Annotated in this window: 26 protein-coding genes; 24 read left to right on the top strand and 2 right to left on the bottom strand. The window is 68.4% G+C overall.

The annotated features are described in order from the left end of the window. Positions 1–145 precede the first annotated feature (145 nt). The 22 genes from N8A90_RS25025 to N8A90_RS24920 all read left to right on the top strand — a co-directional run bounded on the left by N8A90_RS25025 (position 146) and on the right by N8A90_RS24920 (position 21856). Positions 146–1180, top strand: a complete 1035-nt coding sequence (locus N8A90_RS25025; protein ID WP_410087746.1) for an RluA family pseudouridine synthase — start codon at positions 146–148, stop codon at positions 1178–1180. 139 nt (positions 1181–1319) lie between these two features. Beyond that, positions 1320–2039, top strand: coding sequence for an SMC-Scp complex subunit ScpB (gene scpB / locus N8A90_RS25020; RefSeq protein ID WP_262077996.1), 720 nt, complete (start codon positions 1320–1322; stop codon positions 2037–2039). Continuing rightward, positions 2036–3709 carry a pseudouridine synthase gene (locus tag N8A90_RS25015; protein ID WP_262077995.1) on the top strand — a complete coding sequence of 558 codons (1674 nt, stop codon included), beginning with the start codon at positions 2036–2038 and terminating at the stop codon, positions 3707–3709. Before scpB ends, N8A90_RS25015 begins: the two co-directional genes overlap by 4 nt. A gap of 151 nt (positions 3710–3860) precedes the next feature. After that, on the top strand, positions 3861–4286 hold the full coding sequence (gene ndk, locus N8A90_RS25010; protein WP_262077994.1) for a nucleoside-diphosphate kinase: 426 nt from the start codon (positions 3861–3863) through the stop codon (positions 4284–4286). Positions 4287–4307: 21 nt separating this feature from the next. Next, positions 4308–5444, top strand: a complete 1137-nt coding sequence (gene rlmN, locus N8A90_RS25005) for a 23S rRNA (adenine(2503)-C(2))-methyltransferase RlmN (RefSeq protein ID WP_262077993.1) — start codon at positions 4308–4310, stop codon at positions 5442–5444. Between the two features lie 4 nt (positions 5445–5448). Next, the gene (pilW, locus tag N8A90_RS25000; protein ID WP_262077992.1) at positions 5449–6291 is read left to right on the top strand and encodes a type IV pilus biogenesis/stability protein PilW; all 843 of its coding nucleotides are present in this window, start codon (positions 5449–5451) and stop codon (positions 6289–6291) included. Then, positions 6284–7231: a helix-turn-helix domain-containing protein gene (locus tag N8A90_RS24995; protein ID WP_262077991.1), complete on the top strand. Its 948-nt coding sequence runs from the start codon at positions 6284–6286 to the stop codon at positions 7229–7231. The genes pilW and N8A90_RS24995 overlap by 8 nt, the downstream gene beginning before the upstream one ends. After that, positions 7228–8517, top strand: coding sequence for a flavodoxin-dependent (E)-4-hydroxy-3-methylbut-2-enyl-diphosphate synthase (gene ispG / locus N8A90_RS24990; RefSeq protein ID WP_262077990.1), 1290 nt, complete (start codon positions 7228–7230; stop codon positions 8515–8517). Before N8A90_RS24995 ends, ispG begins: the two co-directional genes overlap by 4 nt. A gap of 19 nt (positions 8518–8536) precedes the next feature. After that, entirely contained in the window at positions 8537–9835 is a 1299-nt protein-coding gene (gene hisS, locus N8A90_RS24985) for a histidine--tRNA ligase (RefSeq protein WP_262077989.1), read from the top strand. Positions 9836–9841: 6 nt separating this feature from the next. After that, positions 9842–10525 carry a YfgM family protein gene (locus N8A90_RS24980; protein ID WP_262077988.1) on the top strand — a complete coding sequence of 228 codons (684 nt, stop codon included), beginning with the start codon at positions 9842–9844 and terminating at the stop codon, positions 10523–10525. Positions 10526–10533: 8 nt separating this feature from the next. Continuing rightward, positions 10534–11676, top strand: coding sequence for an outer membrane protein assembly factor BamB (gene bamB, locus N8A90_RS24975; RefSeq protein WP_262077987.1), 1143 nt, complete (start codon positions 10534–10536; stop codon positions 11674–11676). A 33-nt stretch (positions 11677–11709) separates the two neighbouring features. Then, the gene (der, locus tag N8A90_RS24970; RefSeq protein WP_262077986.1) at positions 11710–13053 is read left to right on the top strand and encodes a ribosome biogenesis GTPase Der; all 1344 of its coding nucleotides are present in this window, start codon (positions 11710–11712) and stop codon (positions 13051–13053) included. Positions 13054–13210: 157 nt separating this feature from the next. Beyond that, positions 13211–13456 (top strand): RNA chaperone Hfq, encoded by a 246-nt coding sequence (gene hfq / locus N8A90_RS24965; RefSeq protein ID WP_262077985.1) that lies wholly within the window; start codon positions 13211–13213, stop codon positions 13454–13456. Between the two features lie 60 nt (positions 13457–13516). Then, positions 13517–14686, top strand: a complete 1170-nt coding sequence (gene hflX / locus N8A90_RS24960) for a GTPase HflX (protein ID WP_262077984.1) — start codon at positions 13517–13519, stop codon at positions 14684–14686. Positions 14687–14761: 75 nt separating this feature from the next. Continuing rightward, positions 14762–16102, top strand: a complete 1341-nt coding sequence (hflK, locus tag N8A90_RS24955) for an FtsH protease activity modulator HflK (RefSeq protein ID WP_262077983.1) — start codon at positions 14762–14764, stop codon at positions 16100–16102. Positions 16103–16118: 16 nt separating this feature from the next. Further along, complete coding sequence (hflC, locus tag N8A90_RS24950) at positions 16119–17015, top strand: protease modulator HflC (RefSeq protein ID WP_262077982.1); 897 nt, start codon at positions 16119–16121, stop codon at positions 17013–17015. Between the two features lie 9 nt (positions 17016–17024). After that, positions 17025–17213 carry a DUF2065 domain-containing protein gene (locus N8A90_RS24945; protein ID WP_262077981.1) on the top strand — a complete coding sequence of 63 codons (189 nt, stop codon included), beginning with the start codon at positions 17025–17027 and terminating at the stop codon, positions 17211–17213. An 82-nt stretch (positions 17214–17295) separates the two neighbouring features. Continuing rightward, a complete protein-coding gene (locus N8A90_RS24940) occupies positions 17296–18450 on the top strand; it encodes an ATP phosphoribosyltransferase regulatory subunit (RefSeq protein WP_262077980.1) in 1155 nt (384 codons plus the stop codon). A gap of 20 nt (positions 18451–18470) precedes the next feature. After that, entirely contained in the window at positions 18471–19802 is a 1332-nt protein-coding gene (locus N8A90_RS24935) for an adenylosuccinate synthase (protein WP_262077979.1), read from the top strand. A gap of 16 nt (positions 19803–19818) precedes the next feature. Continuing rightward, positions 19819–20343, top strand: a complete 525-nt coding sequence (locus N8A90_RS24930) for a phosphoribosyltransferase (RefSeq protein WP_262077978.1) — start codon at positions 19819–19821, stop codon at positions 20341–20343. A gap of 46 nt (positions 20344–20389) precedes the next feature. Next, a complete protein-coding gene (locus N8A90_RS24925) occupies positions 20390–21583 on the top strand; it encodes a PLP-dependent transferase (protein WP_262077977.1) in 1194 nt (397 codons plus the stop codon). A 69-nt stretch (positions 21584–21652) separates the two neighbouring features. Then, positions 21653–21856: a hypothetical protein gene (locus tag N8A90_RS24920; protein ID WP_262077976.1), complete on the top strand. Its 204-nt coding sequence runs from the start codon at positions 21653–21655 to the stop codon at positions 21854–21856. A 69-nt stretch (positions 21857–21925) separates the two neighbouring features. Here the strand turns inward: N8A90_RS24920 and N8A90_RS24915 are convergent, their stop codons facing one another. After that, positions 21926–22549, bottom strand: coding sequence for an arylesterase (locus N8A90_RS24915; RefSeq protein ID WP_262077997.1), 624 nt, complete (start codon positions 22547–22549; stop codon positions 21926–21928). A gap of 40 nt (positions 22550–22589) precedes the next feature. Between N8A90_RS24915 and N8A90_RS24910 the strand changes: the two genes are divergently transcribed. Beyond that, positions 22590–23288, top strand: coding sequence for an ABC transporter ATP-binding protein (locus N8A90_RS24910; RefSeq protein ID WP_262077975.1), 699 nt, complete (start codon positions 22590–22592; stop codon positions 23286–23288). Positions 23289–23328: 40 nt separating this feature from the next. Continuing rightward, positions 23329–24075, top strand: a complete 747-nt coding sequence (gene rlmB / locus N8A90_RS24905; RefSeq protein ID WP_262077974.1) for a 23S rRNA (guanosine(2251)-2'-O)-methyltransferase RlmB — start codon at positions 23329–23331, stop codon at positions 24073–24075. A gap of 24 nt (positions 24076–24099) precedes the next feature. On the opposite strand, the gene N8A90_RS24900 is transcribed toward rlmB, so the two are convergent. Then, positions 24100–24876: an MBL fold metallo-hydrolase gene (locus N8A90_RS24900; protein WP_262077973.1), complete on the bottom strand. Its 777-nt coding sequence runs from the start codon at positions 24874–24876 to the stop codon at positions 24100–24102. Between the last annotated feature and the right edge of the window lie 98 nt (positions 24877–24974).

Below are 24974 nucleotides of genomic sequence, written 5' to 3'. Positions count from 1 at the left end.
TCGCTGTAGATCTTGTTGGGGCTCCAGTTGGCCGTCTCGTCGACCTTGGTGGTCGAGCAGCCGGCGACGAGCCATGCGGCCGCAGCGAGCGCTATCCACGCAGGGACAACCGATAATTTGGCGCGAAACATCACATGAAGCTTTCTTGAAACAAGTACCTTCGATTATATCGACCGACCCTCTGGACGAAGCCCGGGGCGGCCCTGACGCGAACGAGGCCGACGAAAGTGCCGATCTCGGCGAGGCCAGCGAGGTGCGGGCCTTTGCCATCGGCACGTCGCAGCACGGGCAACGTCTGGACCGTTCGCTGGCGGCTTTGGTTCCCGAGTTCTCGCGCAGCTATCTGCAGCAATTGATCGATGCGGGGGCGGTCGTGCTCCAGGGCCGGGTGGTGACTAAGCCCTCGCTCACGGTACGCGTGGGGGAGTCCGGGCAGATCGAGCTGCGTCCCACGCCGCAGAGCCAGGCCTTCAAGGCCGAGCCCATGGCGCTGCGGGTGGTGTACGAGGACGCACACCTGCGGGTCATCGACAAGCCCGCCGGGCTGGTGGTGCACCCCGCGCCCGGCCATTGGAGCGGCACGCTGCTCAACGGCCTGCTGGCGCTCGACCCGCAGGCGGCGCTGTTGCCGCGCGCCGGCATCGTGCATCGGCTGGACCGCGACACCAGTGGCCTGATGGTGGTCGCGCGCACGCGGGCCACGATGGACGCGCTGGTGCAGCTGATCGCCGCGCGCGAGGTGTCGCGCCAGTACCTTGCCATGGCGCACCGGCCATGGCAAGGCGCGGCCGCCCGGCAGGTCGATGCGCCGATCGGCCGCGACCCGCGCAACCGGCTGCGCATGGCGGTGGTCGACCTGCAGCGTCACCCGGGCAAGACGGCGCGCACGCTGATCGAGCGGCTGGACAGCACGGCCGACGGCTGCGCCGTGCGCTGCACGCTGGAGACGGGGCGCACCCACCAGATCCGCGTGCACATGGCCTCCATCGGCCATCCACTGGTGGGCGACGCGCTGTATGGCGGGGCACCGGCGGCCGGGATGTCGCGCCAGGCGCTGCATGCGTTCCGCCTGGCCTTCGTGCATCCGCAGACCCAGGCGCCCCTGGTCTTTCTGGCGCCGCCGCCCGATGACCTGATCCGGGGCTTGGCCGCCTGGGGCCTGGACTACAATCGCGCCTGACGGCCCGAGGGCCGCGCCGGCCTTTCGAGCCGGCCTTGCGTTCTGCCCGCCGCGTGCCGGCAACGCCGCTTCTCCATCACGAGACTCTCCATCCACCTGAACGTGCGCCGCTGGCGCCTTTTCCCGGATAACGCGAACCATGAATACGGCGGATGCCAAGCGCATTCTTGAAACCGCCTTGATCTGTTCGACGCAGCCCCTGCCGGTGCGCGAGCTGCGCGTTCTGTTCGACGACGAACTGGGCGCCGACACGATCAAGTCGCTGCTGATCGAATTGCAGGAAGACTGGACCCAGCGCGGCCTTGAACTGGTGAGCGTGGGCAGCGGCTGGCGCTTTCAGAGCCGGCCGGAGATGCGCGACCACCTCGACCGCCTGCACCCCGAGAAGCCGCCGCGCTACACGCGCGCCGCGCTCGAGACGCTGGCCATCATCGCGTACCGCCAGCCGGTGACCCGCGGCGACATGGAAGACATCCGCGGCGTCACGATCAACTCGCAGATCCTCAAGCAGCTCGAGGACCGCAACTGGGTCGAGGTCATCGGCCACCGCGAAACCGTCGGCCGGCCCGCGCTCTACGCGACCACGCGGCAGTTCCTCGACGACCTGGGGCTCGCCTCGCTCGACCAGCTGCCGGTGATCGAATCACCGGCCCAGCAGGGCGCGCTGCTCGACGCCCTGGCCGAGGCCGCCAGCCCGGACCAGCCGGCGCTGCCGATGGACGAACCGGCGGCCGAATCCGACATCGCACCCGCATCCGATCCCGCCATCGATCCCGTCGTGGCACCCGACACCCCGATCGAGCCGACCGGCCTCGACGACCCCGACGCACCCACCGCGCCACCCGGAACACCCACATGAGCTCCTCCGAACCCGACGATGCGGTGATCCCGCCGGTCGACGCCCTTCCCGACGACCAGGCCGCCGCCGCTGCGCCCGGCGCGCCCGAGGGCGAGGCCGCCGCGCCGCGCAAGCGCCGTCCGCGCAAGCCCAAAGCGGTGGTGGAAGCGCCTGCCGCCGACGGCGGCGAGGTGGCAGAGACGGCCGATGCCGATGTGGTGCCTGCCGCGGTGGTGCCCCCGCACGACGACGCGCCCGTCCCCCGGCCCGCACCTGCGGTCGCTGCCGATGATCGTCTGCGCGGCGATGACGACGAAGAGGGCGTCGACGACGAGGAAGAAGACGAGGACGACGACGAGGACGAACTCGATCGCGCCAAGCGCATGGCCGACCGCGAGCGCCGCAATGCGCCGCCGACCGAGCCGATCCGCTTCGCCGACGTCATCTCTGGCCAGTTCGATGCCGACGAGGAAAGCCCCGAAGTGCCGCCGCTCAAGCGCGTGCTGCTGCCCGAGGCCGACTCGCCCAAGCTGCACAAGGTGCTGGCCCAGGCCGGCCTGGGCTCGCGGCTCGAGATGGAGGCGCTCATCCTGCAGGGCCGCATCTCGGTCAACAGCGAGCCGGCCCATATCGGCCAGCGCATCCAGTACGGTGACCAGGTCAAGATCAATGGCAAGCCGATCCGCTACCGGATCGCGCCGCCGCCGGCCCGCGTCATCGCGTACCACAAGCCGGTCGGCGAGGTCGTCACGCACGACGATCCGCAGAACCGGCCCACCGTGTTCCGCAAGCTGCCGCGCCTGGTACAGGGCAAGTGGCAATCGGTCGGGCGCCTTGACCTGAACACCGAAGGCCTGCTGCTTTTCACGAGTTCGGGCGAGCTCGCCAACCAGCTGATGCACCCGCGCTTCGGCCTGGAGCGCGAGTACGCGGTGCGCGTGCTCGGTGCGCTCAGTGGCGAAGAGAAGAAGAAGTTGCTCGAAGGCGTGCGCCTGGACGACGGCATGGCCCAGTTCGGCACGATCGAGGAGGGCGGCGGCGAAGGCTCCAACCATTGGTACAAGGTCACCATCTCCGAAGGCCGCAACCGCGAGGTGCGCCGCCTGTTCGAGTCGGTCGGCCATGCCGTGAGCCGGCTCATCCGCATCCGCTACGGCGCGATGGTGCTGCCGCGCGGCCTCAAGCGCGGGGCCTGGATGGAGCTCGACGAGCGCGACATCCGCTCGCTGTTCCAGGCGGCCGGCGGCGGTGCCCCGCGCCCGGCGCCGGGTCCGCGCGAGCAGGGCGCCGAGGGCGGCGGCCGCAACGGCCGTGGCAACAACAAGCGCCGCGGTGGCCGCAACGGCAACGGCGGCAATGCCGGCGGTCCGCCGATGCCCAATCCGGGCAACGGCCAGGCCGCGCGCGGTGATCGGGGCCGTGGCGGCAACGCAGGCGGCCCGCCGCAGGGGCGCCGCAACAACAAGGGCCAAGGCCAACCGGGGCAAGGGCGAGCGGCCGGCGAAGACCGTGCACCGGGCGGTGCGCAGCCCGATCCGATGAAGACCTCGCTGGGCTACATCGGCGCCGACAGCTTCTCGCGCCAGCGCAAGGAGCAGCGCCAGGGGCCGCGTCGCGGCGGCCCGGGTGGCGGCGGCTTCGGCGGCGGCGGGCCGGGTGGCGCCGGCGGTGGTCGCCGCCGCGGTCGCTAAAACTTTCGCAGACCGCGGTTTTCGCGGTCTTTCGACCGAGCGCATACGGCGCGCCGGTTAAAATCAGAGGCTTTGTCAAGGTCGCAGGCTGCGTGTGCGGCGCTGCGACGGACCTCATTTCGACATCAACTGCTCAGGAAGCAACTTCTCCATGGCCATCGAACGCACCCTCTCCATCATCAAGCCCGACGCCGTCGCCAAGAACGTCATCGGCAAGATCGTCTCCCGCTTTGAAGCCGCCGGCCTCAAGATCGCTGCCGCCAAGCTGGTGCACCTGTCGCGCGCCGAAGCCGAACAGTTCTACGCCGTGCACAGCGCTCGTCCCTTCTTCAAGGACCTGGTCGAGTTCATGATCTCCGGCCCGGTGTTCGTGCAAGTGCTCGAAGGCGAAAACGCCATCGCCAAGAACCGCGACCTGATGGGCGCCACCGACCCGAAAAAGGCCGACGCCGGCACCATCCGCGCCGACTTCGCCGACAGCATCGACGCCAACGCCGTGCACGGTTCGGACGCGCCGGAAACCGCTGCCGCCGAAATTTCGTTCTTCTTCGCCGGCCTCAACGTCTACGCACGCTGAGTCCGCAGCCCGGCCGATCCCATGACGACCGTCAACCTGCTCGAGTTCGATCTGGAGGGGTTGGCCGCGTTCTGCGAAAAGCTGGGCGAAAAGCGTTTCCGCGCGACGCAGCTCTTCCGCTGGATCCACCAGCGCGGCGCGAGCGATTTCGCGCAGATGACCGACCTGGCCAAGTCGCTGCGCGAGAAGCTGGCGACCACGGCGCGCATCGAGGCGCTGCCGGTCATCACCCAACACGAGTCGGCCGACGGCACCATCAAGTGGCTGTTCGACGTGGGCGGCGGCAATGCCGTCGAAGCCGTATTCATTCCCGAGGACGATCGCGGCACCTTGTGCGTGTCGTCCCAGGCCGGTTGTGCCGTCGGCTGCCGCTTCTGCTCCACGGGGCACCAGGGCTTCAGCCGCAACCTGCGCACTGGCGAAATCACCGCGCAGCTTTGGTTTGCCGAGCACTTCCTGCGCCGGCACCTCAAGCGTGACGAACGCGTCATCTCGAACGTCGTGATGATGGGCATGGGCGAGCCGCTGCAGAACTACGCGGCGCTGGTGCCCGCGCTGCGCACCATGCTCGACGACAACGCCTACGGGCTGTCGCGCCGTCGCGTGACGGTGTCGACGTCCGGCGTGGTGCCGATGATCGACCGGCTCGGTGCCGACTGCCCGGTGGCGCTGGCGGTGTCGCTGCATGCGCCCAACGACGCGCTGCGCGACGACCTGGTCCCGCTCAACCGCAAGTACCCGATCGCCGAGTTGCTCGACGCCTGCAAGCGCTACCTGGCGCATGCGCCGCGCGACTTCATCACCTTCGAGTACTGCATGCTCGACGGCGTGAACGACCAGCCCGAGCACGCCAGGCAGCTGGTCGAGCTGGTGCGCAACACCGGCATCTCGTGCAAGTTCAACCTGATCCCGTTCAACCCCTTCCCGGCGTCGGGCCTGCTGCGTTCGCCGCAGCCGCGGGTGCTGGCCTTCGCGCGCACCCTGAGCGAAGCGGGCATCGTGACCACCGTGCGCAAGACGCGCGGCGACGACATCGATGCCGCCTGCGGCCAGCTGGCTGGCGACGTCAAGGACCGCACGCACGCCGCCGAGCGCATGGCGCAGCGCCGAACGGTCGTCCTGCATCCGGTCCGTGTGGCCGCCCCCGAGGAGCATTGACGCGATGAGCATGGTTTTCTCGACGCCGCACGCCGGCTTGCTGCGCGGTCTGCTGGGGGCGGCGCTGGTGGCGCTGCTGGCCGGTTGCGTCAGCACCACGACCCAGACCACCCGGCCCGTGGGGAGTGCCGACGGCAGCCGTGCCGAGATGGTGACGGCGTCGGACGAGCCCTCCGGCCGTCGCCGCGCCCGCATCCGCCTCGAGCTGGCCATCGGCTATTTCCAGGCGGGTCAGACCACCGTCGCGCTCGACGAGATCAAGCAGGCGCTCACGGCCGACCCGAGCTTCGCCGATGCGTACAACCTGCGTGGCCTGATCTACATGCGGCTGGACGATGCCGGCATGGCTGAAGACAGTTTCCGGCGCGCCATCGCGCTGAACCCGCGCGAGCCGAACACGCTGCACAACTACGGCTGGCTGCTGTGCCAGCAGAAGCGCTACGGCGACGCGGCCCAGCAGTTCAGCGCGGCGCTCGCCGTGCCGAACTACACCGAACGGGCCAAGACCCTCATGACGCAGGGCGTCTGCCAGATGCAGGCCGGCCAGCGTCCGGAGGCCGAGCGCAGCCTGCTCCAGGCCTACGAGATCGATGCCGGCAATCCGGTCATCGGCTACAACCTGGCGGTTTTGCTCACGCAGCGCGAAGACTGGTCGCGTGCGCAGTTCTACATCCGCCGGGTCAACAACAGTCCGTCGGCCAATGCGGAAACGCTGTGGCTCGGCATCAAGATCGAACGCAAGCTCAACAACCGGGAAGCGATGGCGCAACTCGGTGGGCAATTGCAGCGCCGCTTCCCTCAGTCCAGGGAGGCGGTGGCGTACGAACGCGGGAATTTCGATGATTGAACGCGCCAGCGAATTCGGCAGCTCACAGACGGCTCCCCTGAGCCTTGGCGACAGCACCCTCAAGACGGCCGGCGACCTGCTGCGCGAAGCGCGCGAGGGGCACGGCCTGCACATCGACGTGGTGGCCGCGGCCCTCAAGGTCCCGACGCAAAAGCTGCAGGCCCTGGAAGACGACAACATCGAGGCCTTGCCCGACCCGGTCTTCGCCCGCGCCCTGGCCGCGAGCGTCTGCCGCGCGTTGCGCGTCGACCCCGCGCCGGTTCTCGCGAAGCTGCCGGGTGTCGTGCGTCCCGGCCTGGCCGAGGCCGATCGCCCACTGAGCGGCAGCTTCCGCTCGGGCGCGCCGCGCACGCACGGCGGTGCCGGCGGCAAGCCGTCGCGCGGGCTGCTGGTGGTCGTGGCCCTGCTGCTGGCAGGTGCTGCCGCGCTGGTGTGGCTGCCCTCCGGCGTCTTCGACCAGTTGAGCCACTGGGTGTCCGGCCTCATGGCGGAGCGCGCGACCCCGACCTCCGATACCGCGATGCCGCCGCAGCGTGCCGATGCGCCCGCCGGCACGGCGGTCGAGCCGGTTCCGGCGCTGCCGCCGCCGAGCGAACCGCCGGCCGTACCGGCGGCGTCGACCACCCCCACGGCCATGGCCGCCAGTCCGGTGGCGCCTGCAGCCTCCGCGGCCGCTCCAGCAACTGCGCCCGCTGGCGGCGACGCGCTGGTGTTCGTGGCGAGCGCCGACTCCTGGATCACCGTGACCGACGCCACCGGCAAGGCGCTGCTGCGACGCATCGTGACGCCCGGCGAATCCGTTGCGCTGAACGGCACGCTGCCGCTGTCGGTGGTCGTCGGACACGCGGCCGGGGTCACTGTGCAGGTCAAGGGCAAGCCCTTCGACCTGACGCCGCTGGCGCGTTCCGGCGGGGTGGCGCGTTTCGAGGTGAAGCCATGATCGATCAGCCATTGTCTGGCTGCCTGCCGATCGAGCCCGCCGCGCCGCTGGCGCGCCGCTCGCGCCAGGCCAGCGTCGTCTGGGGGCCGCGCACCGTGACGGTGGGCGGCGACGCACCGGTGCGCGTGCAGTCGATGACCAACACCGACACGGTCGATGCCATCGGCACCGCCATCCAGGTGAAGGAGCTGGCCAACGCCGGCTCGGAGATGGTCCGCATCACGGTCAATACGCCCGAGGCCGCGGCCCAGGTGCCCTACATCCGCGAGCAGCTCGACCGCATGGGCGTCGACGTGCCGCTGATCGGCGACTTCCACTACAACGGCCACCGGCTGTTGACCGACTATCCGGCCTGCGCCGAGGCGCTCAGCAAGTACCGCATCAACCCCGGCAACGTGGGCAAGGGCGATAAGAAGGACAAGCAGTTCGGCCAGATGATCGAGGCCGCGATGCGCTGGAACAAGCCGGTGCGCATCGGCGTGAACTGGGGCAGCCTCGACCAGGAACTGCTGGCGCATCTGATGGACGTGAACAGCCAGCGCGCCACGCCGTGGCAAGCCAAGTCGGTGATGTACGAGGCGCTGATCACCTCCGCCATCGACTCCGCCAAGCTGGCCGAATCGATGGGCATGAACGGCGACCAGATCATCCTCAGCTGCAAGGTGAGCGGCGTGCAGGATCTGATCTCGGTCTACCGCGAACTGGCCAGGCGTTGCAGCTACCCGCTGCACCTGGGCCTGACCGAAGCCGGCATGGGCACCAAGGGCACGGTGGCGTCGGCGACGGCGCTGTCGATCCTGCTGCAGGAGGGCATCGGCGACACCATCCGCGTGTCGCTCACGCCGCAGCCGGGCGAGTCGCGCACGCAGGAAGTGGTGATCGCCAACGAGATCCTGCAGGCGCTGGGCCTGCGCATGTTCGTGCCGAGCGTCACCGCCTGCCCGGGTTGCGGCCGCACGACCAGCACGACCTTTCAGGAGCTGGCCAAGCAGATCGACGACTACCTGCGTCTGCAGATGCCGGTGTGGCGCACGAAGTACCCCGGCGTCGAGAACCTCAAGGTGGCTGTGATGGGCTGCATCGTCAACGGTCCGGGCGAGAGCAAGCATGCCGACATCGGCATCAGCCTGCCGGGTACCGGCGAAGCGCCGGCCGCGCCGGTCTTCATCGACGGCGAGAAGGCGCTCACGCTGCGCGGCGAGAACATCGCCAACGAATTCCACCAGCTCGTCGAAACCTACATCGAGAAGCGCTTCGGCGGCGAGCACGCTGCCTCGGCCGCCTGATTTTTTCTCTCTGGATCCCATGGCCGACAAATTGAATGCCGTCAAAGGCATGAACGACATCCTGCCGCCGGAATCGGCGCGCTGGGAATGGCTCGAAGCCATCGTGCGCGACCTGATGGGCCGCTACGCCTACCGCAACGTCCGCACGCCCATCGTCGAGCACACGGCGCTGTTCGTGCGCGGCATCGGCGAGGTCACGGACATCGTCGAGAAGGAGATGTACTCCTTCGAGGACAAGCTCAACGGCGAGCAGCTCACGCTGCGCCCCGAGGGCACGGCCAGCCTGGTGCGCGCGGTCATCGAACACTCGATGCTGTACGACGGCGGCAAGCGCCTCTGGTACACCGGCCCGATGTTCCGCCATGAGCGTCCGCAGCGCGGCCGCTACCGGCAGTTCCACCAGGTCGGCGCCGAGGTGCTGGGCTTCGCCGGCCCCGAGGTCGACGCCGAGCTGATCCTGCTGGCGGCAGCGCTGTGGAAGGCGATCGGCCTCGCCGACGTGCGCCTCGAACTCAACAGCCTGGGCCAGCCACCCGAGCGCGCGCTGCACCGCGCCGAGCTCATCAAGCACTTCGAGGCCCACGCCGACACGCTCGATGAAGAAGCCAAGCGCAGGCTGCACAGCAACCCGCTGCGCATCCTCGACACCAAGAACCCGGCCATGAAGGACGTGGTCGAGTCGGCGCCGAAGCTGATCGATTTCCTGGGCGCCGAGTCGCTCGCGCACTTCGACGGCCTGCGCGCCATCCTGGACGCCAACGGCATCGGCTACACGATCAACCCGCGCCTGGTGCGCGGGCTCGACTACTACAACCTCACCGTGTTCGAGTTCGTGACCGACCGGCTCGGTGCGCAGGGCACCGTGTGTGCCGGCGGCCGCTACGACGACCTGATCGCGCAGATCGGCGGCAAGCCGGCGCCCGCGGTCGGTTGGGCGATGGGCATCGAGCGTGTGCTCGAGCTGGTCAAGGAGCAGGGCACGCCGGTGCCGCTGCCGGTGCCGGATGCCTACGCCGTGATCCCCGACGCCGCGGCCATGCCGGTGGCGCTGCGCGTACTGCAGCAATTGCGCGACGCCGGCGTGCGCGTGCAGATGCACGCCAGCACGGTCGACGGGCTCGGCAGCTTCAAGTCGCAGTTCAAGAAGGCCGACGGCAGCGGCGCGACCTATGCGCTGGTGTTCGGCGCCGACGAACTCGCCCGCGGCGAACTCACCGTGAAGGCCCTGCGCGACGGCAGCGGCGCCCAGACCGTGCGTTCGCTCTCCGACGTGGGCGCCTGGGCGGCCACTCTACAATCGCCGACCCTTCTCCACTGACAGCGCATGGCCACCCATCTCGACCTCGAAGAGCAGGAACAGCTCGACCAGCTGAAGCATTTCTGGAATACCTACGGCACGCTCATCACCTGGGTCGTGCTGCTGGCGGCCGGCGCCTTCATGGCGTGGAACGGCTGGCAGTACTTCCAGCGGACCAAGGCCGCGCAGGCGGCGGCGCTCTACGACGAAGTCGAGCGCAGCGCGCAAGCCAACGATGCTGCGCGCATCGAGCGCGCGCTTGGCGAGATGAAGTCGCGCTTCGCCGGCACCGTCTATGCGCAGCAGGCCGGTCTCCTGGCCGCCAAAACGCTCAACGAGCAAGGCAAGGCCGATGCCTCGCGTGCCGCGCTCGAATGGGTCGCGCAGAACGCGGTCGACCCCGGTTACCAGGCCATTGCCCGGCTGCGCCTGTCGGCCGAGTTGCTGCAGCAGAAGTCCTACGACGAGGCCCTCCAGCAGCTCGCGTCGCCGCTTCCGAAGGAATTCGACGCGCTCATCGCCGACCGCAAGGGCGACATCTACCTGGCGCAAGGCAAGCGTGACGAGGCGAAAGCCGAGTACCAGAAGGCCTGGACCGCCTTCGAGCCCGGCAACGAATACCGTCGCCTGGTCGAGATCAAGCTCAACGCCGTCGGCGTCGACCCCAAGACACTGACGTCCGCCGCCGCGGCGCCCGCCAAGAACCCCTGATCGCCATCATGAATCTGTCTCGTCTCGTGTCCCACACGCCCGCGCTGCGCGCCGTCGCGATGACCGTGCTGGTCGCCGCGCTGGCGGCCTGTTCCGGTACGCCCAAGCCCAAGCCCGTCCAGTTGCCGGCCAACCCGGCGCTGTTCGGCGTGCGCCAGGCCTGGAAGGTCGCCGTTCCCAAGACCGACTTCTCGCTGCAGGTCGACGTCAGCGGTGACACCGTGACCGTGGCTGCGGCCGACGGCACCGTGGTTGCCATCGACTCGCGCTCGGGCCAGGAAAACTGGCGCGCCAATGCGGGCGCACCCCTGATCGCCGGTGTGGGCAGCGACGGCGCCATCGCCGCCGTCGTCACGCGGGACAACGAACTGGTCGCCCTGCAGGCCGGCAAGGTGCTGTGGAAGCAGCGTCTCCCGGCGCAGGCGTTCACCGCGCCCCTGGTGGCCGGCCGGCGCGTGTTCGTGCAGACCGCCGACCGCACCATGACGGCGTGGGACGGCCAGACCGGCCGCCGCCTGTGGGCACAACAGCGTACCGCCGAGAACCTGGTGCTGCGCAAGCCCGGCGTGCTGATGGCCGTGGGTGACACGCTGGTCGCCGGCGTGGGCGGCCGCCTGGTCGGGATGAATCCAGCCAACGGTTCGTCGCGCTGGGAATCGCCCATCGCCGCACCGCGCGGCACGAACGACGTCGAGCGCCTGGTCGATCTGACCGGCAGCGTGAGCCGTGTGGGCGACACCGTCTGTGCGCGGGCGTACTACGCCAGCGTCGGCTGCGTCGACACCAACCGTGGCGTGCTGCTGTGGAGCAAGCCGGCGTCCGGCGCCGAAGGCGTGGCCGGCGACGACCGCTTCGTCTACGGCACCGAATCGAACGGTGCCGTGGTGGCCTGGCGCCGCGCCGACGGCGAGCGCGCCTGGTCGGTGGAGCACTTCAAGTACCACACGCTGACCGCGCCGCTGGCCGTGGGGCGTTCGCTGATCATCGGCGACGAACTCGGCATGCTTCACCTGGTGTCGCGCGACGACGGCAAGCTGCTCGACCGCGTCACGCCGGACGGCTCGCCGATCGTCGCCACACCGGTGCTCGCCGGCAACACGGTCGTGGTCGTCACCCGCAATGGCGGCGTGTTCGGCTACCGTCCTGAATAACCATCTGAATCAATTTACCGAGGGGCGCTGCTCATGAAACCGGTCATCGCACTGGTCGGTCGCCCCAACGTTGGCAAATCGACCCTGTTCAATCGCCTCACGCAGACGCGTGACGCCATCGTCGCCGACTACGCCGGTCTGACCCGCGACCGCCATTACGGCAACGGTCGGCTGGGCCGCCACGAGTTCATCGTGATCGACACCGGCGGCTTCGAGCCCGACGCGGGCAGCGGCATCTTCAAGGAGATGGCCAAGCAGACGCGCCAGGCCGTGGCCGAGGCCGACGTCGTCGTGTTCGTGGTCGATGCGCGCGAAGGCCTTTCGGCGCAGGACCACGAGATCGGCAAGGAACTGCGCCGGCTGGGCAAGCCCTGCGTGCTGGTGGCCAACAAGGCCGAGGGCATGCACGACGGCACCAAGCTGGTCGAGTTCTACGAGCTGGGCCTGGGCGACGTGCACGGCGTGTCCGCAGCGCACGGGCAGGGCATTCGTGACCTGGTCGAGCTCGCGCTCGAACCGCTGAACCTGCCGGAGCCGGAGGACGAGCAGGACAACGGCGAGGCCAAGCCGATCAAGCTGGCCGTGGCCGGCCGGCCGAACGTCGGCAAGTCGACGCTGATCAACACCTGGCTGGGCGAGGAGCGGCTGGTGGCCTTCGACATGCCCGGCACCACGCGCGACGCGATCACCGTGCCCTTCGAGCGCAACGGCCAGCGCTTCGAGCTCATCGACACCGCCGGCCTGCGTCGCAAGGGCAAGGTGTTCGAGGCGATCGAGAAGTTCTCGGTGGTCAAGACGCTGCAGGCCATCGAGTCGGCCAACGTCGTGCTGCTGCTGCTCGACGCCACACAGGGCGTGACCGATCAGGACGCGCACATCGCGGGCTACATCCTCGAATCCGGCCGCGCCGTGGTGATCGCGGTCAACAAGTGGGATGCGGTCGACAGCTACCAGCGGGAGCAGGTGCAGCGCCAGATCGAGACGCGCCTGCCTTTCCTGAAATTCGCGGCGCTGCATTTCATCTCCGCCATCAAGCGGCAGGGCCTCGGGCCGGTCTGGCAGGCCATCGCCCAGGCGCACAAGTCGGCCACGCGCAAGATGTCGACGCCGGTGCTCACCCGCCTGCTTCTCGAGGCGGTGCAGTTCCAGTCGCCGCAGCGCGCCGGTATGTTCCGGCCCAAGCTGCGCTATGCGCACCAGGGCGGCATGAATCCGCCGGTGATCGTGATCCATGGCAATTCGCTGGAGCACGTGACCGAGTCCTACAAGCGCTTTCTCGAAGGGCGTTTCCGCAAGGAGTTCGACCTGGTCGGCACGCCGTTGCGCATCGAATTCAAGTCTTCGCACAATCCCTACGCCGACAAGGACAAGGGGTAGTGCGGCTGCAAGCGGGGTGGAGAGCCGGAGGCTCGTCCGAAGTTCCGTCCAACAAGAGACGTTATTTTTCCAGGGCCATTGACTGCCGCGCTTCAGCGGGGAAACCCTGTGTTAAGGTTCTCAGTCCTCTAACTCTTCCTTGAACACGGAGAATATCGTGAGCAACAAAGGGCAACTTTTGCAAGACCCGTTCCTGAACACTTTGCGTCGGGAGCATGTGCCGGTTTCCATTTATCTGGTGAACGGCATCAAGCTTCAGGGTCAGATCGAGTCTTTCGATCAATATGTCGTGCTGCTGCGGAACACTGTGACGCAAATGGTCTACAAGCACGCCATCTCCACCATCGTGCCTGGCCGCGCGGTCAACTTCTCGGCTGCCGAGAGCGACCCCGCCGCTGCCTGACCGGCACATCGCGCGGCAGGCTCGCCTGCCGCGCTTTTTCCCGCCAACCCCTCATTCCGCTTGTCTGAAGACATCCCCCGCCAGGATGGCGCCGTCGTTCTCGTCGGTGTCGATTTCGGGCTGCCTCATTTCGACAGCGCCCTCGAAGAACTCGGCCTGCTCGCGCAGACCGCCGGCCTGACCCCTGTCGAACGCCTGGTGTGCAAACGCAAGGCGCCCGACGCGGCGCTGTTCGTCGGCAGCGGCAAGGCCGACGAGATCCGTGAACTGGCCGAACTGCACCGCGCCAGCGAGGTCATCTTCGACCAGGCCCTGAGCCCGGCGCAGCAGCGCAACCTCGAGCGCGCGCTGGGCTGCGCCGTCTACGACCGCACCTTCCTCATCCTGGAGATCTTCGCTCAGCGCGCGCGCTCGCACGAGGGCAAGCTGCAGGTCGAACTGGCGCGGCTGCAGTACCTCAGCACCCGCCTCGTGCGCCGCTGGTCCCACCTCGAGCGCCAGACCGGTGGTGCCGGCGTGCGTGGCGGCCCGGGCGAGAAGCAGATCGAGCTCGACCGCCGGATGATCGACGAGTCGATCAAGCGCACCCGCGAGCGCCTGGCCAAGGTGCAGAAGCAGCGCAGCACGCAGCGGCGCCAGCGCGAGCGGCGCGACACCTTCAACATCTCGCTGGTGGGCTACACGAACGCCGGCAAGTCATCGATCTTCAATGCGCTGGTCAAGGCCCGCGCCTATGCCGCGGACCAGCTCTTCGCCACGCTCGACACGACGACGCGCCATCTCTACCTGGGTGACGCCCGGCGCCAGGTGTCGATTTCCGACACCGTCGGCTTCATCCGCGACCTGCCGCACGGCCTGGTCGACGCCTTCAAGGCGACGCTGCAGGAAGCGGTCGACGCCGACTTGCTGCTGCATGTGGTGGACGCGTCCAACCCGCATCATCCGGAGCAGATGGTCGAGGTACAGCGCGTGCTGCGCGAGATCGGTGCCGACGGCATTCAGCAGTTGCTGATCTTCAACAAGGTCGACGCCCTTGAAAGCGCGCAACAACCCCTGCAGATGCAGGACGAGATGGACGTCGATGGCGTGCAGGTGCCTCGCCTGTTCGTCAGCGCGCACAGCGGCGCCGGGTTGCCGGCGCTGCGCAGCGAGTTGGCGCGCCGCTCCGGTTCGGTCCCAGCGGGCATGTCCTTGGAGGCCGGGGCTGAATTGCACGATGCACCCGGCTGATTGGGCACAATCGCTCCACTGACGAGAGAACCGAACAGAATGAATGCAAAGCCAGTGTGGAGACGTTTTCAGGGCATGTTCAACCTGAACGACGGCCGATGGGGACGGGGCGACGAGCCCGCGTCGAGCAACGACCGCCCGACAGGAAACCGGCCCGACGCCGATCCGCCGCCCTCGGGCAACAACAACCAGCGCCCGCGAGGCCAGGGCCCCAACCAGGGGCCGCCGGATCTCGATGAACTCTGGCGTGATTTCAATCGCAAGCTCGGCGGCCTCTTCGGTGGCGGCAAGGGCGGCGGGAACCGTCCGCCCAGCGGCAATGGTGGCGGCTTCAAGCCCGACATGAAGAACGCCGGCTACGGCATCGGCCTGATCGCCGGCGTCGCCGTGCTGATCTGGCTGGGCACCGGCTTCTTCATCGTCAACGAAGGCCAGCAGGCCGTCATCACCCAGTTCGGCCGCTACAAGACGACCGTCGGCGCCGGCTTCAACTGGCGTCTGCCGTACCCGATCCAGCGCCACGAGGTGGTGGTGGTCACGCAGATCCGTTCGACCGACGTGGGCCGCGACGCCATCGTGCGCTCCACCGGCCTGCGCGAGTCGGCCATGCTGACCGAAGACGAGAACATCGTCGAGATCAAGTTCGCCGTGCAGTACCGCCTGAGCGATGCGCGTGCCTACCTCTACGAGAGCAAGGCGCCGGCCGACACGGTGGTGCAGGTGGCCGAAACGGCGGTGCGCGAGGTGGTCGGCAAGATGAAGATGGACGCGGCGCTGGCCGAGGAGCGCGACCAGATCGCCCCGCGCGTGCGCACGCTGATGCAGACCATCCTCGACCGCTACAAGGTTGGCGTCGAAGTCGTCAACATCAACCTGCAGCAGGGCGGCGTGCGTCCGCCCGAGCAGGTGCAGGCGGCGTTCGACGACGTGCTCAAGGCCGGCCAGGAACGCGAGCGCGCCAAGAACGAGGCGCAGGCCTATGCCAACGACGTGGTGCCACGCGCCACGGGTACGGCGTCGCGCCTGAAGGAAGAGTCCGAAGCCTACAAGGCGCGCGTCGTGGCCCAGGCCCAGGGTGATGCCGGCCGCTTCGCTGCCGTGCTGGCCGAATACCAGAAGGCGCCGCAGGTGACGCGTGACCGCATGTACACCGACGCCATGCAGCAGATCTATGCCAACACCACCAAGGTGCTGGTCGATTCCAAGCAGGGCTCGAACCTGCTGTACCTGCCGCTCGACAAGCTGATGCAGGCCACCGGTGGCGGCACGGCCGGCACGGCCGGCGCGCCGGTCGACGGCGCCAGCCCGAACGTGGCCGGCACCGCGCCGCCGCAGTCCTCGGTGATCCCGGTGGCACCGGTGACCAACGACGCGCGGCTGCGCGACGGCCGCTCGCGCGAGCGCGACGCACGCTGAAGCGGAGAACCAGAACATGAACAGAATCGGTTTCATCGCATCGACGATCCTGGTGGCGCTCGCGCTGCTGAGTTCGACGCTTTTCGTGGTCGATCAGCGCCAGTTCGGCGTGGTCTACCAGCTCGGTCAGATCAAGAGCGTGATCACCGAGCCCGGCCTCAACTTCAAGATGCCGCCGCCGTTCCAGAACGTCTCGTACATCGACAAGCGCCTGCTGACGCTGTCGAGCCTCGAGACCGAGCCCATGCTGACCGCTGAAAAGCAGCGCGTGGTGATCGACTGGTACGTGCGTTGGCGCGTGTCCAATCCGTCGGAGTACATCCGCAACGTCGGTCTCGACGAGAACGCTGGCGCGGTGCAGCTCAACCGCGTGGTGCGCAACGCCTTCCAGGAGAACGTCAACAAGCGCACCGTGCGCGACCTGATCTCCGTGCGGCGCGAGCAGCTCATGGCCGACGTGCAGCGCGAAGTGCTGTCGGTGGTCAAGGGCGCCAAGCCCTGGGGCGTCGATATCGTCGACGTGCGCATCACCCGCGTCGACTACGTGGAAGCGATCACCGAGTCGGTCTACCGCCGCATGGAGGCCGAGCGCAAGCGCGTGGCCAACGAGCTGCGTTCGACCGGCTACGCCGAGGGCGAGAAGATCCGCGCCGACGCCGATCGCCAGCGCGAAGTGACCGTGGCCAACGCCTACCGTGACGCCCAGAAGATCAAGGGTGAGGGCGATGCGCAGGCCGCCTCGGCCTACAGCGAAGCCTTCGGCCGCGATCCGCAGTTCGCGCAGTTCTACCGCAGCCTCGACGCCTACAAGCAGAGCTTCAACAAGAAGAGCGACGTGCTGGTGGTCGACCCGTCGTCTTCCGACTTCTTCCGCGCCCTGCGCGGCCCCGGCAGCCCGACCCCGCAGCGCTGAGCGCTTTTTGTGAGTGCCGATGCCTTCTGGAGTGCGCTGGCGCTGGTGCTGGTGATCGAAGGGCTGCTGCCCTTCGTATCGCCGGGCGGCTGGCGCCGCGGCTTCGGCCAGCTGATGCAACTGCGCGACGGCCAGCTGCGCTTCTTCGGCCTGTGCAGCATCCTCGTCGGGCTGCTGCTGCTCTGGATTCTCGATTAGCTTTCGTCTTGCGGGGCCGCCCTGCGGCGGGCCACCGGCCCGCGCCCGGTAGAATCCCTGTTTAACCACGCCCCCGATCCCCATGTCCGCCTGGGTCCTCCCGGATCACATTGCCGATGTGCTGCCTTCCGAGGCGCGTCACATCGAAGAACTTCGACGCGAACTGCTCGACACCGCCCGTGGCTATGGCTATGAGCTGGTGATGCCGCCGCTGCTCGAACACCTCGAATCCCTCCTGTCCGGCACCGGCGAGGCCCTCGACCTTCAAACCTTCAAGCTGGTCGACCAGCTCTCGGGCCGCACGATGGGCTTGCGTGCCGACACCACGCCGCAGGTCGCGCGCATCGATGCCCACCTGCTGAACCGGCAGGGCGTCACGCGCCTGTGCTACTGCGGCCCGGTGGTCCACACCCGGCCCGACCGCCCGCACGCCACGCGCGAGCCGCTGCAGTTCGGCGCCGAGATCTACGGCCACGCCGGGCTCGAGGCCGACACCGAGGTGCTGTTGCTGGCGCTCGACTGCCTGCGTGCTGCCGGCCTGCCGCCCGGCGTGATCGTCGACATGGCCGATGCCCGCATCGTGCGCTCGCTCTTTGCCGGCGTCATGGTGGATGCGGCCGTCATCGCCCGCGTGCACGCCGCGCTGGCCGCCAAGGACGCGAGCGAACTGCGCATGCTGACGCGCGATTTTCCCGCCGCGTCGCGTGAGGGCCTGCTGGCCCTGGTGCAGCTGTACGGCGACGCCTCCGTGCTGGACGAGGCGGCCACCGCGCTGCCCGACACCGCAACGGTGCGTGCCGCGCTGCGCGACCTGAGGCAACTGGCCGCGCGCCTCGACGGCGCGCAGGTCAGCTTCGACCTGTCCGACCTGCGCGGCTATGCCTACTACAGCGGCATGCGCTTCGGCATCTACGTGAACGGCGCCGCCGACGCCCTCGTGCGCGGCGGCCGCTACGACGAGGTCGGGGCCGTCTTCGGCCGCAACCGACCGGCGGTCGGCTTCAGCGTCGACCTGCGCGAGCTGGTGGGCGTCGTGCCGACCCCACCGCTGCGCGCCGCCATCCGCGCCCCATGGAGCGACGCGGCCGGCCTGCGCGCGGCCATCGCCGCGCTGCGCGCGCAGGGCGAGACCGTGGTCTGCGTGCTGCCGGGCCATGACAGCGAAATCGACGAGTTCCAGTGCGACCGGGAGCTCGTCCAGAGCGCCCCCGGCCAGTGGAACGTCCAAGCCATCTGAATCTTGAGAAGCGAACCATCATGAGTGTTACCACCGGAAGAAACGTGGTCGTCGTCGGCACCCAATGGGGCGACGAGGGCAAGGGCAAACTGGTCGACTGGCTGACCGAGAGCGCGCAGGGCGTGGTCCGGTTCCAGGGCGGCCACAACGCGGGCCACACGCTGGTCATCAACGGCGTGAAGACGGCGCTGCATCTGATCCCCAGCGGCATCATGCGGCCGGGCGTCAAGTGCTACATCGGCAACGGCGTGGTGCTGTCCGCCGCCAAGCTCTTCGAGGAGATCGAGGGGCTGGAGAAGGCCGGCGTCGAGGTGCGTTCGCGTCTGCGCATCAGCGAGGCCTGCCCGCTGATCCTGCCCTTCCATGCGGCGCTGGACATCGCCCGCGAGCTGTACCGCGAAAAGGGCGGCAGCGAGAAGATCGGCACCACCGGCCGCGGCATCGGCCCGGCCTACGAAGACAAGATCGCGCGCCGCGCGCTGCGCGTGCAGGACCTGAAGCATCCCCAGCGTTTCGCCGACAAGCTGCGGGTGCTGCTCGACCTGCACAACCATGTGCTCACGCAGGTGCTGGGCGCGCCGGCCATCGACTTCGACATGGTGTACGACGAGGCGATGATCCACGCCGAACTGCTCAAGCCGATGATGGCCGACGTGTCGCGCGAACTCAACGACGCCCACAAGGCCGGCGCCAACCTGCTGTTCGAAGGCGCCCAGGGCACGCTGCTCGACGTTGACCACGGCACCTACCCGTACGTGACCTCCAGCAACTGCGTGGCTGGCAACGCGGCCGCCGGCTCGGGCGTCGGCCCGGGCATGCTGCACTACATCCTCGGCATCACCAAGGCCTACTGCACGCGTGTCGGCGGCGGCCCTTTCCCCACCGAACTCGACTGGGAAAAGCCGGGCACGCCGGGCTATCACATGAGCACCGTGGGCGCCGAGAAGGGCGTGACCACCGGCCGCAGCCGTCGTTGCGGCTGGTTCGATGCCGCACTGCTCAAGCGTTCGGCGCAGGTCAACGGCCTGTCGGGCCTGTGCATCACCAAGCTCGACGTGCTCGACGGCCTCGAGAAGCTCGAGCTGTGCACCGGCTACGAGCTCGACGGCGAGCACACCGACATCCTGCCGATGGGCGCCGACGAGATCTCGCGCTGCACGCCGGTCTACGAGACGCTCGAAGGCTGGACCGAGAGCACCGTGGGTGTGACGCAATACGACAAGCTGCCGGTCAACGCGCGGCTGTACCTGCAGCGCATCGAACAGGTTACCGGCGTGCCGATCCACATGGTGTCGACCAGCCCCGACCGCGACCACACGATCATGATGCGTCACCCTTACTTGGCCGACTGAACAGGAACCACGACCCATGTTGACCGAAGACGGCAAGCATCTCTACGTCAGTTACGACGAGTACCACAACCTGATCGAGAAGCTCGCGATCAAGGTGCACCAGTCGGGCTGGGAGTTCGACACCATCCTGTGCCTCGCGCGCGGCGGCATGCGCCCGGGCGACGTGCTCTCGCGCATCTTCGACAAGCCGCTGGCGATCATGTCGACCAGCTCGTACCGCGCCGACGCCGGCACGGTGCAGGGCCATCTGGACATCGCGCGCTTCATCACCACGCCCAAGGGCGAGATCGCCGGCAAGGTGCTGCTGGTCGACGACCTGGCCGATTCGGGCCACACGCTGCATGCGGTGGTCGACATGCTGCGCACCAAGTACGCACCCATCACCGAGCTGCGCAGCGCCGTGCTCTGGACCAAGGCCCTCTCGACCTTCACGCCCGACTACTCGGTCGAATTCCTGGCGACGAATCCGTGGATTCACCAGCCTTTCGAGGGCTACGACAGCATGCGGCCGGACAAGCTGATCCAGAAGTGGTCGGTCTGAGAGGCTGAGCGCATCGGCCTTGCCGTCGATGCTCTAGCATCGCAGCATGTCCGATCCCATCACCGACCTGATCCACCACCCCTACCAACCGCCGGCGACATTCGCCGCGCCGCAGCCCGGGGTCTTCAAGGCCTCCACGGTCTTCTTCGCCGACGTGGCCGCCATGCGGGCGCGCGACTGGAAGACCAAGGCCGGCTACACCTACGGCCTGCACGGCACGCCGACCACCTTCACGCTCGAGGAACGGCTGGCCACGCTGGAGGGCGGCACCGACTGCCTGCTGGTGCCCAGCGGCCTGGCGGCCATCTCGCTCGTGGCCTTCGCGCTGCTGAAGACGGGCGGCGAGGTGCTGATCCCCGACAACGCCTACGGCCCCAACAAGGCGCTGGCCGCCGGCGAGCTGGCCAACTTCGGCGTGAGCCACCGCTTCTATGACGCGATGGACCCGGAAGATCTGGCGGCCAAGCTGTCGGACCGCACCCAGCTCGTGTGGCTCGAGGCGGCCGGTTCCGTCACCATGGAATTCCCCGACCTGCCGGCGCTGGTGGCCGTCTGCCGTGAGCGTGGCGTGGTCACGGCGCTGGACAACACCTGGGGCGCCGGGCTGGCCTTCGCGCCCTTCGACCTCGACGGCAGCGGGCAGGGGGTGGATGTCTCGGTGCACGCGCTCACCAAGTACCCCAGCGGCGGCGGCGACGTGCTGATGGGCAGCGTGATCACGCGAGACGCGCGGCTGCACCAGGCCCTCAAGCTCACGCACATGCGCATGGGCTGGGGCGTGGGTGTCGGCGATGTCGAGACGCTGCTGCGTTCGCTGCCGAGCATCGCGCTGCGCTACGAGGCGCACGACCGGAGTGCCCGCGAAATCGCGCACTGGCTGCAGGGCCGCGACGAGATCGCGCAGGTGCTGCATCCGGCGCTGGAGGGCTCCCCCGGTCACGCGAACTGGCAGCGCCTGTGCGGGGCGGCCGACCGTGCGGCAGGCCTCTTCTCGGTGGTGTTCGACGAGCGTTTCAGCGCCGAGGACGTCGACCGTTTCTGCGATGGACTGCGCCTGTTCAGGCTGGGCTATTCGTGGGGTGGACCCATCAGCCTCGTGGTGCCCTACGACATCGGCCTGATGCGCGACGCGAGCGTGGCGCGCTGGCCGCACCGCGGCACGCTGGTGCGTTTCTCGGTCGGGCTCGAAGCCGTGGAAGATCTCCTGGCTGACTTGGCGCAGGCGCTGGCCGCGCTCTGAACCGCGGCAGTTATCGCTTACAGTCAACCCACACGCAGTCACCCGGACTGCCTCGCTCAAGGAGAAGCAGTGGCAACACCCAACTACGGCTACGAGAAGCGCCAGAAAGAGCTGGCCAAGAAGAAGAAGAAGGAAGAGAAGCTGCGGGAAAAAGCCGAACGCAAGCTCAATCCGAGCAGCGAGGGCCTGGCCCCTGGCGACCCGGAAACGGACGTGGCCTCGCTGGAACGCGATCCACCCACCATTCCCGACCTGCCGACCAAGAACGGCTGATCGCTGTCCTCTGAAAAAAAGCCGCCACTGCGCAGTCGCAGCGGCGGCTTTTTTTCGGCCTGGCAGCGGCTATCGGCCGAGCAGTTTCTTCAACTCCGGCCAGACGTTGTCGAGCATGCGTGGCTGTGCGGCGGCCACCGGGTGGATGCGGTCCGGCTGGAAGAGATTCGCCGCGTCCGGCCCATCGGCCACGCCGTGCAGCAGGAAGGGCACCACGGCCGCCTTCGTCGCCGTCGCCACCTTCTGGAAGATCGCCTCGAAGCGCTGGAGGTAATCGCCGCCGTAGTTGGGCGGCACCTGCATGCCGACGATCAGCACCCTGGCGCCAGCCGCCTGCGCGGCCTTCGTCATCTGGGTCAGGTTGTCTTCGGTGTTCTGGATCGGCAGGCCGCGCAGCGCATCGTTGCCGCCCAGTTCCAGCACGACGTGTGTCGGCTTGTGCTGCTTGAGCAGCGAGGCCAGCCGTGCACGGCCGCCCGAGGTGGTGTCGCCGCTGATGCTGGCGTTGACCACCGTGGCGGCGATCTTCTGGTCGGCCAGCCGCTTCTCGAGCAGCGGGACCCAGCCTTCGCCGCGCTTGAGCCCGTACTCGGCCGAGAGCGAATCACCGACCACGAGGATCACCGGCTTCGTCCCGGGCGCCTGCGCGAAGGCCCCAGGGGAAAGCCCCGTACTGCCGAGCACGGCGCCCATCACGATAAAGTCACGTCGATTCACCACGCAAAGCCTTTCAATGTCCCCAACCCCCTCCGAAGCAATTGTTGCCGTCGATCATGTTTTCAAGTCGGTCACCGATTCGGCAGGTACGCTGGACATTCTGCAGGACATCCATTTCACCCTGGGCGCGCGGGAAACCGCAGCCATCGTCGGGGCTTCGGGCTCGGGCAAGAGCACGTTGCTGTCGATCATCGCCGGGCTCGACACGCCCACGCGCGGCACCGTGCGGCTCGCCGGCGAGGACCTCTTCGCGATCGATGAGGACGACCGCGCGGCGCTGCGTGCGCAGAAGGTCGGCTTCGTGTTCCAGAGCTTCCAGCTGCTGGCCAACCTCACGGCGCTGGAGAACGTGATGCTGCCGCTGGAGCTGGCCGACCGCAAGGACGCACGCAAGGCCGCCACCGAGATGCTGGGCCGCGTCGGCCTCGGCCAGCGCCTGAACCACTATCCGAAGGTGATGTCCGGCGGCGAGCAGCAGCGCGTGGCGCTGGCGCGGGCCTTCGTCGTGCAGCCGCAACTGCTGCTGGCCGACGAGCCGACCGGCAGCCTCGACTTCGCGACCGGCGAGCAGGTGATGGCGCTGATGTTCGACCTCAACCGGGAGCTGGGCACAACGCTCGTGCTGGTCACGCACGACCGCGGCATCGCAGACCGCTGTGAACGCCGCATCACGATCGAGGCTGGCCGCGTGGGCGCCGACGAAAAGAGAGCCTGAGCGCGCCGGACCATGGCGGGCCCGCAGGGATAATCCCCGCATGTCTTCCCCCAAAGTGATCTTCGGCTTCCATGCCGTCGGCGTGCGCATCAAGACCGCGCCGAAATCGGTGATCGAGGTGCTCTTCGATGCGAGCCGTCGTGATGCGCGCATGCAGCAGTTCAAGGCGCGTGCGCAGGACGCCGGTGTGCGGCTCGTCGAGGCCGATGCATTGCGCATCGCCAAGCTCGCCGGCAGCCACGGCCACCAGGGCATCGCCGCCCGCGTCGAGGCCATCCCGCAGACCCATTCGCTCGACGAACTGCTCGAAGGCCTGGAAGCCGCGGGCACCATGCCGCTGCTGCTGGTGCTCGACGGCGTGACCGATCCGCACAACCTGGGGGCCTGCCTGCGCGTGGCCGACGGCGCCGGTGCCCATGCCGTGATCGCTCCGAAGGACCACGCGGCCGGCATCAATGCCACCGTTGCCAAGGTGGCGAGCGGTGCCGCCGAGACGGTGCCGTACTTCATGGTGACCAACCTGGCCCGCACCCTGGGCGAGCTGAAGGAACGCAGCATCTGGTGCGTCGGCACCAGCGACGATGCGCCCGGCACGCTCTACCAGAGCGACCTGAAGCGCCCGCTCGCGCTGGTGCTCGGGGCCGAAGGCGCCGGCATGCGCCAGCTCACGCGCAAGAGCTGCGACGAGCTGATCAGCATCCCGATGATGGGCGCGGTCGAGAGTCTCAACGTCTCGGTGGCCAGCGGCATCTGCCTGTACGAGGCGATGCGCCAGCGCACGCACTGACGCGCGCCGCCTTCGCCAGGGCGGCTAGGCGTCCAGCCAGGGCGAGCCTTCGGCCGCCGTGGCGGTGAGCATGTCCTGCTCGCCGGCGCCCAGGGCCTCGGCGAGCACGCGGCGCACGATCTCCGGCCGGTTGTTCTGCTCGCTCAGATGCGCGGCCAGCACATGGCGCAGGCCGCTGTGGTGCACGGTGCGCGCGATCTCGGCCGCGGCGGCGTTCGACAGGTGGCCGTAGTTGCCGCCCACGCGCAGCTTCAGGAAGGGCGGGTAGGCCGAGGCGGCGAGCATCTCGCTGTCGTGGTTGCACTCCAGCAGCAGCGCGTCGAGGCCGACCAGCTGCGCGAGGACGTAGGGTGTGACGTGGCCGAGGTCGGTCAGCACGCCCAGGCTGCGGGCACCGTCGGTGCAGCGCAGCTGCAGCGGCTCGCGCGCATCGTGCGGCACGGTGAAGGGGTGGACCGACAGGTCGCCGACGGTGAAGTCGGCGCCATCCCGGGCCAGATGCAGGCGGCCCTCGAAGTCGTGTCCGCCGGTGGCCAGCCAGGTGCCCTCGCTCATCCAGACCGGCAGGCGTTCGCGACGCGACAGCGCGTGGACGCAGCCGATGTGGTCGCCATGCTCATGGGTGATGAAGACGGCGTCGAGGTCACTCGCCGCCAGCCCGGCGCGGGCCAGGCGGGCATCCAGGCGACGCAGCCCGAAGCCACAGTCGACCAGCAGCCGCGAGGTGCGCCCGCCGCTGGTCGCCTCGACCAGCGTGGCATTGCCCGTGCTGCCGCTGCCAAGACTGCGAAAGCGCAGCACGCCGGGCAGCCCTTACTTCAGATCGTCGGCAATCACCTTGACGATGCGCTGTGCGTTTTCCGTGGTGTCGGGCACGCCGGCTTCGTTGAGCACCGAGA

Origin of the sequence: Variovorax sp. N23, assembly GCF_025486315.1 — a bacterium.
Classification (GTDB): Bacteria; Pseudomonadota; Gammaproteobacteria; order Burkholderiales; family Burkholderiaceae_C; genus Variovorax.
The sequence above is the reverse complement of the archived record's forward strand: the minus strand, read 5'-3'. Positions and strand labels throughout refer to the sequence as shown.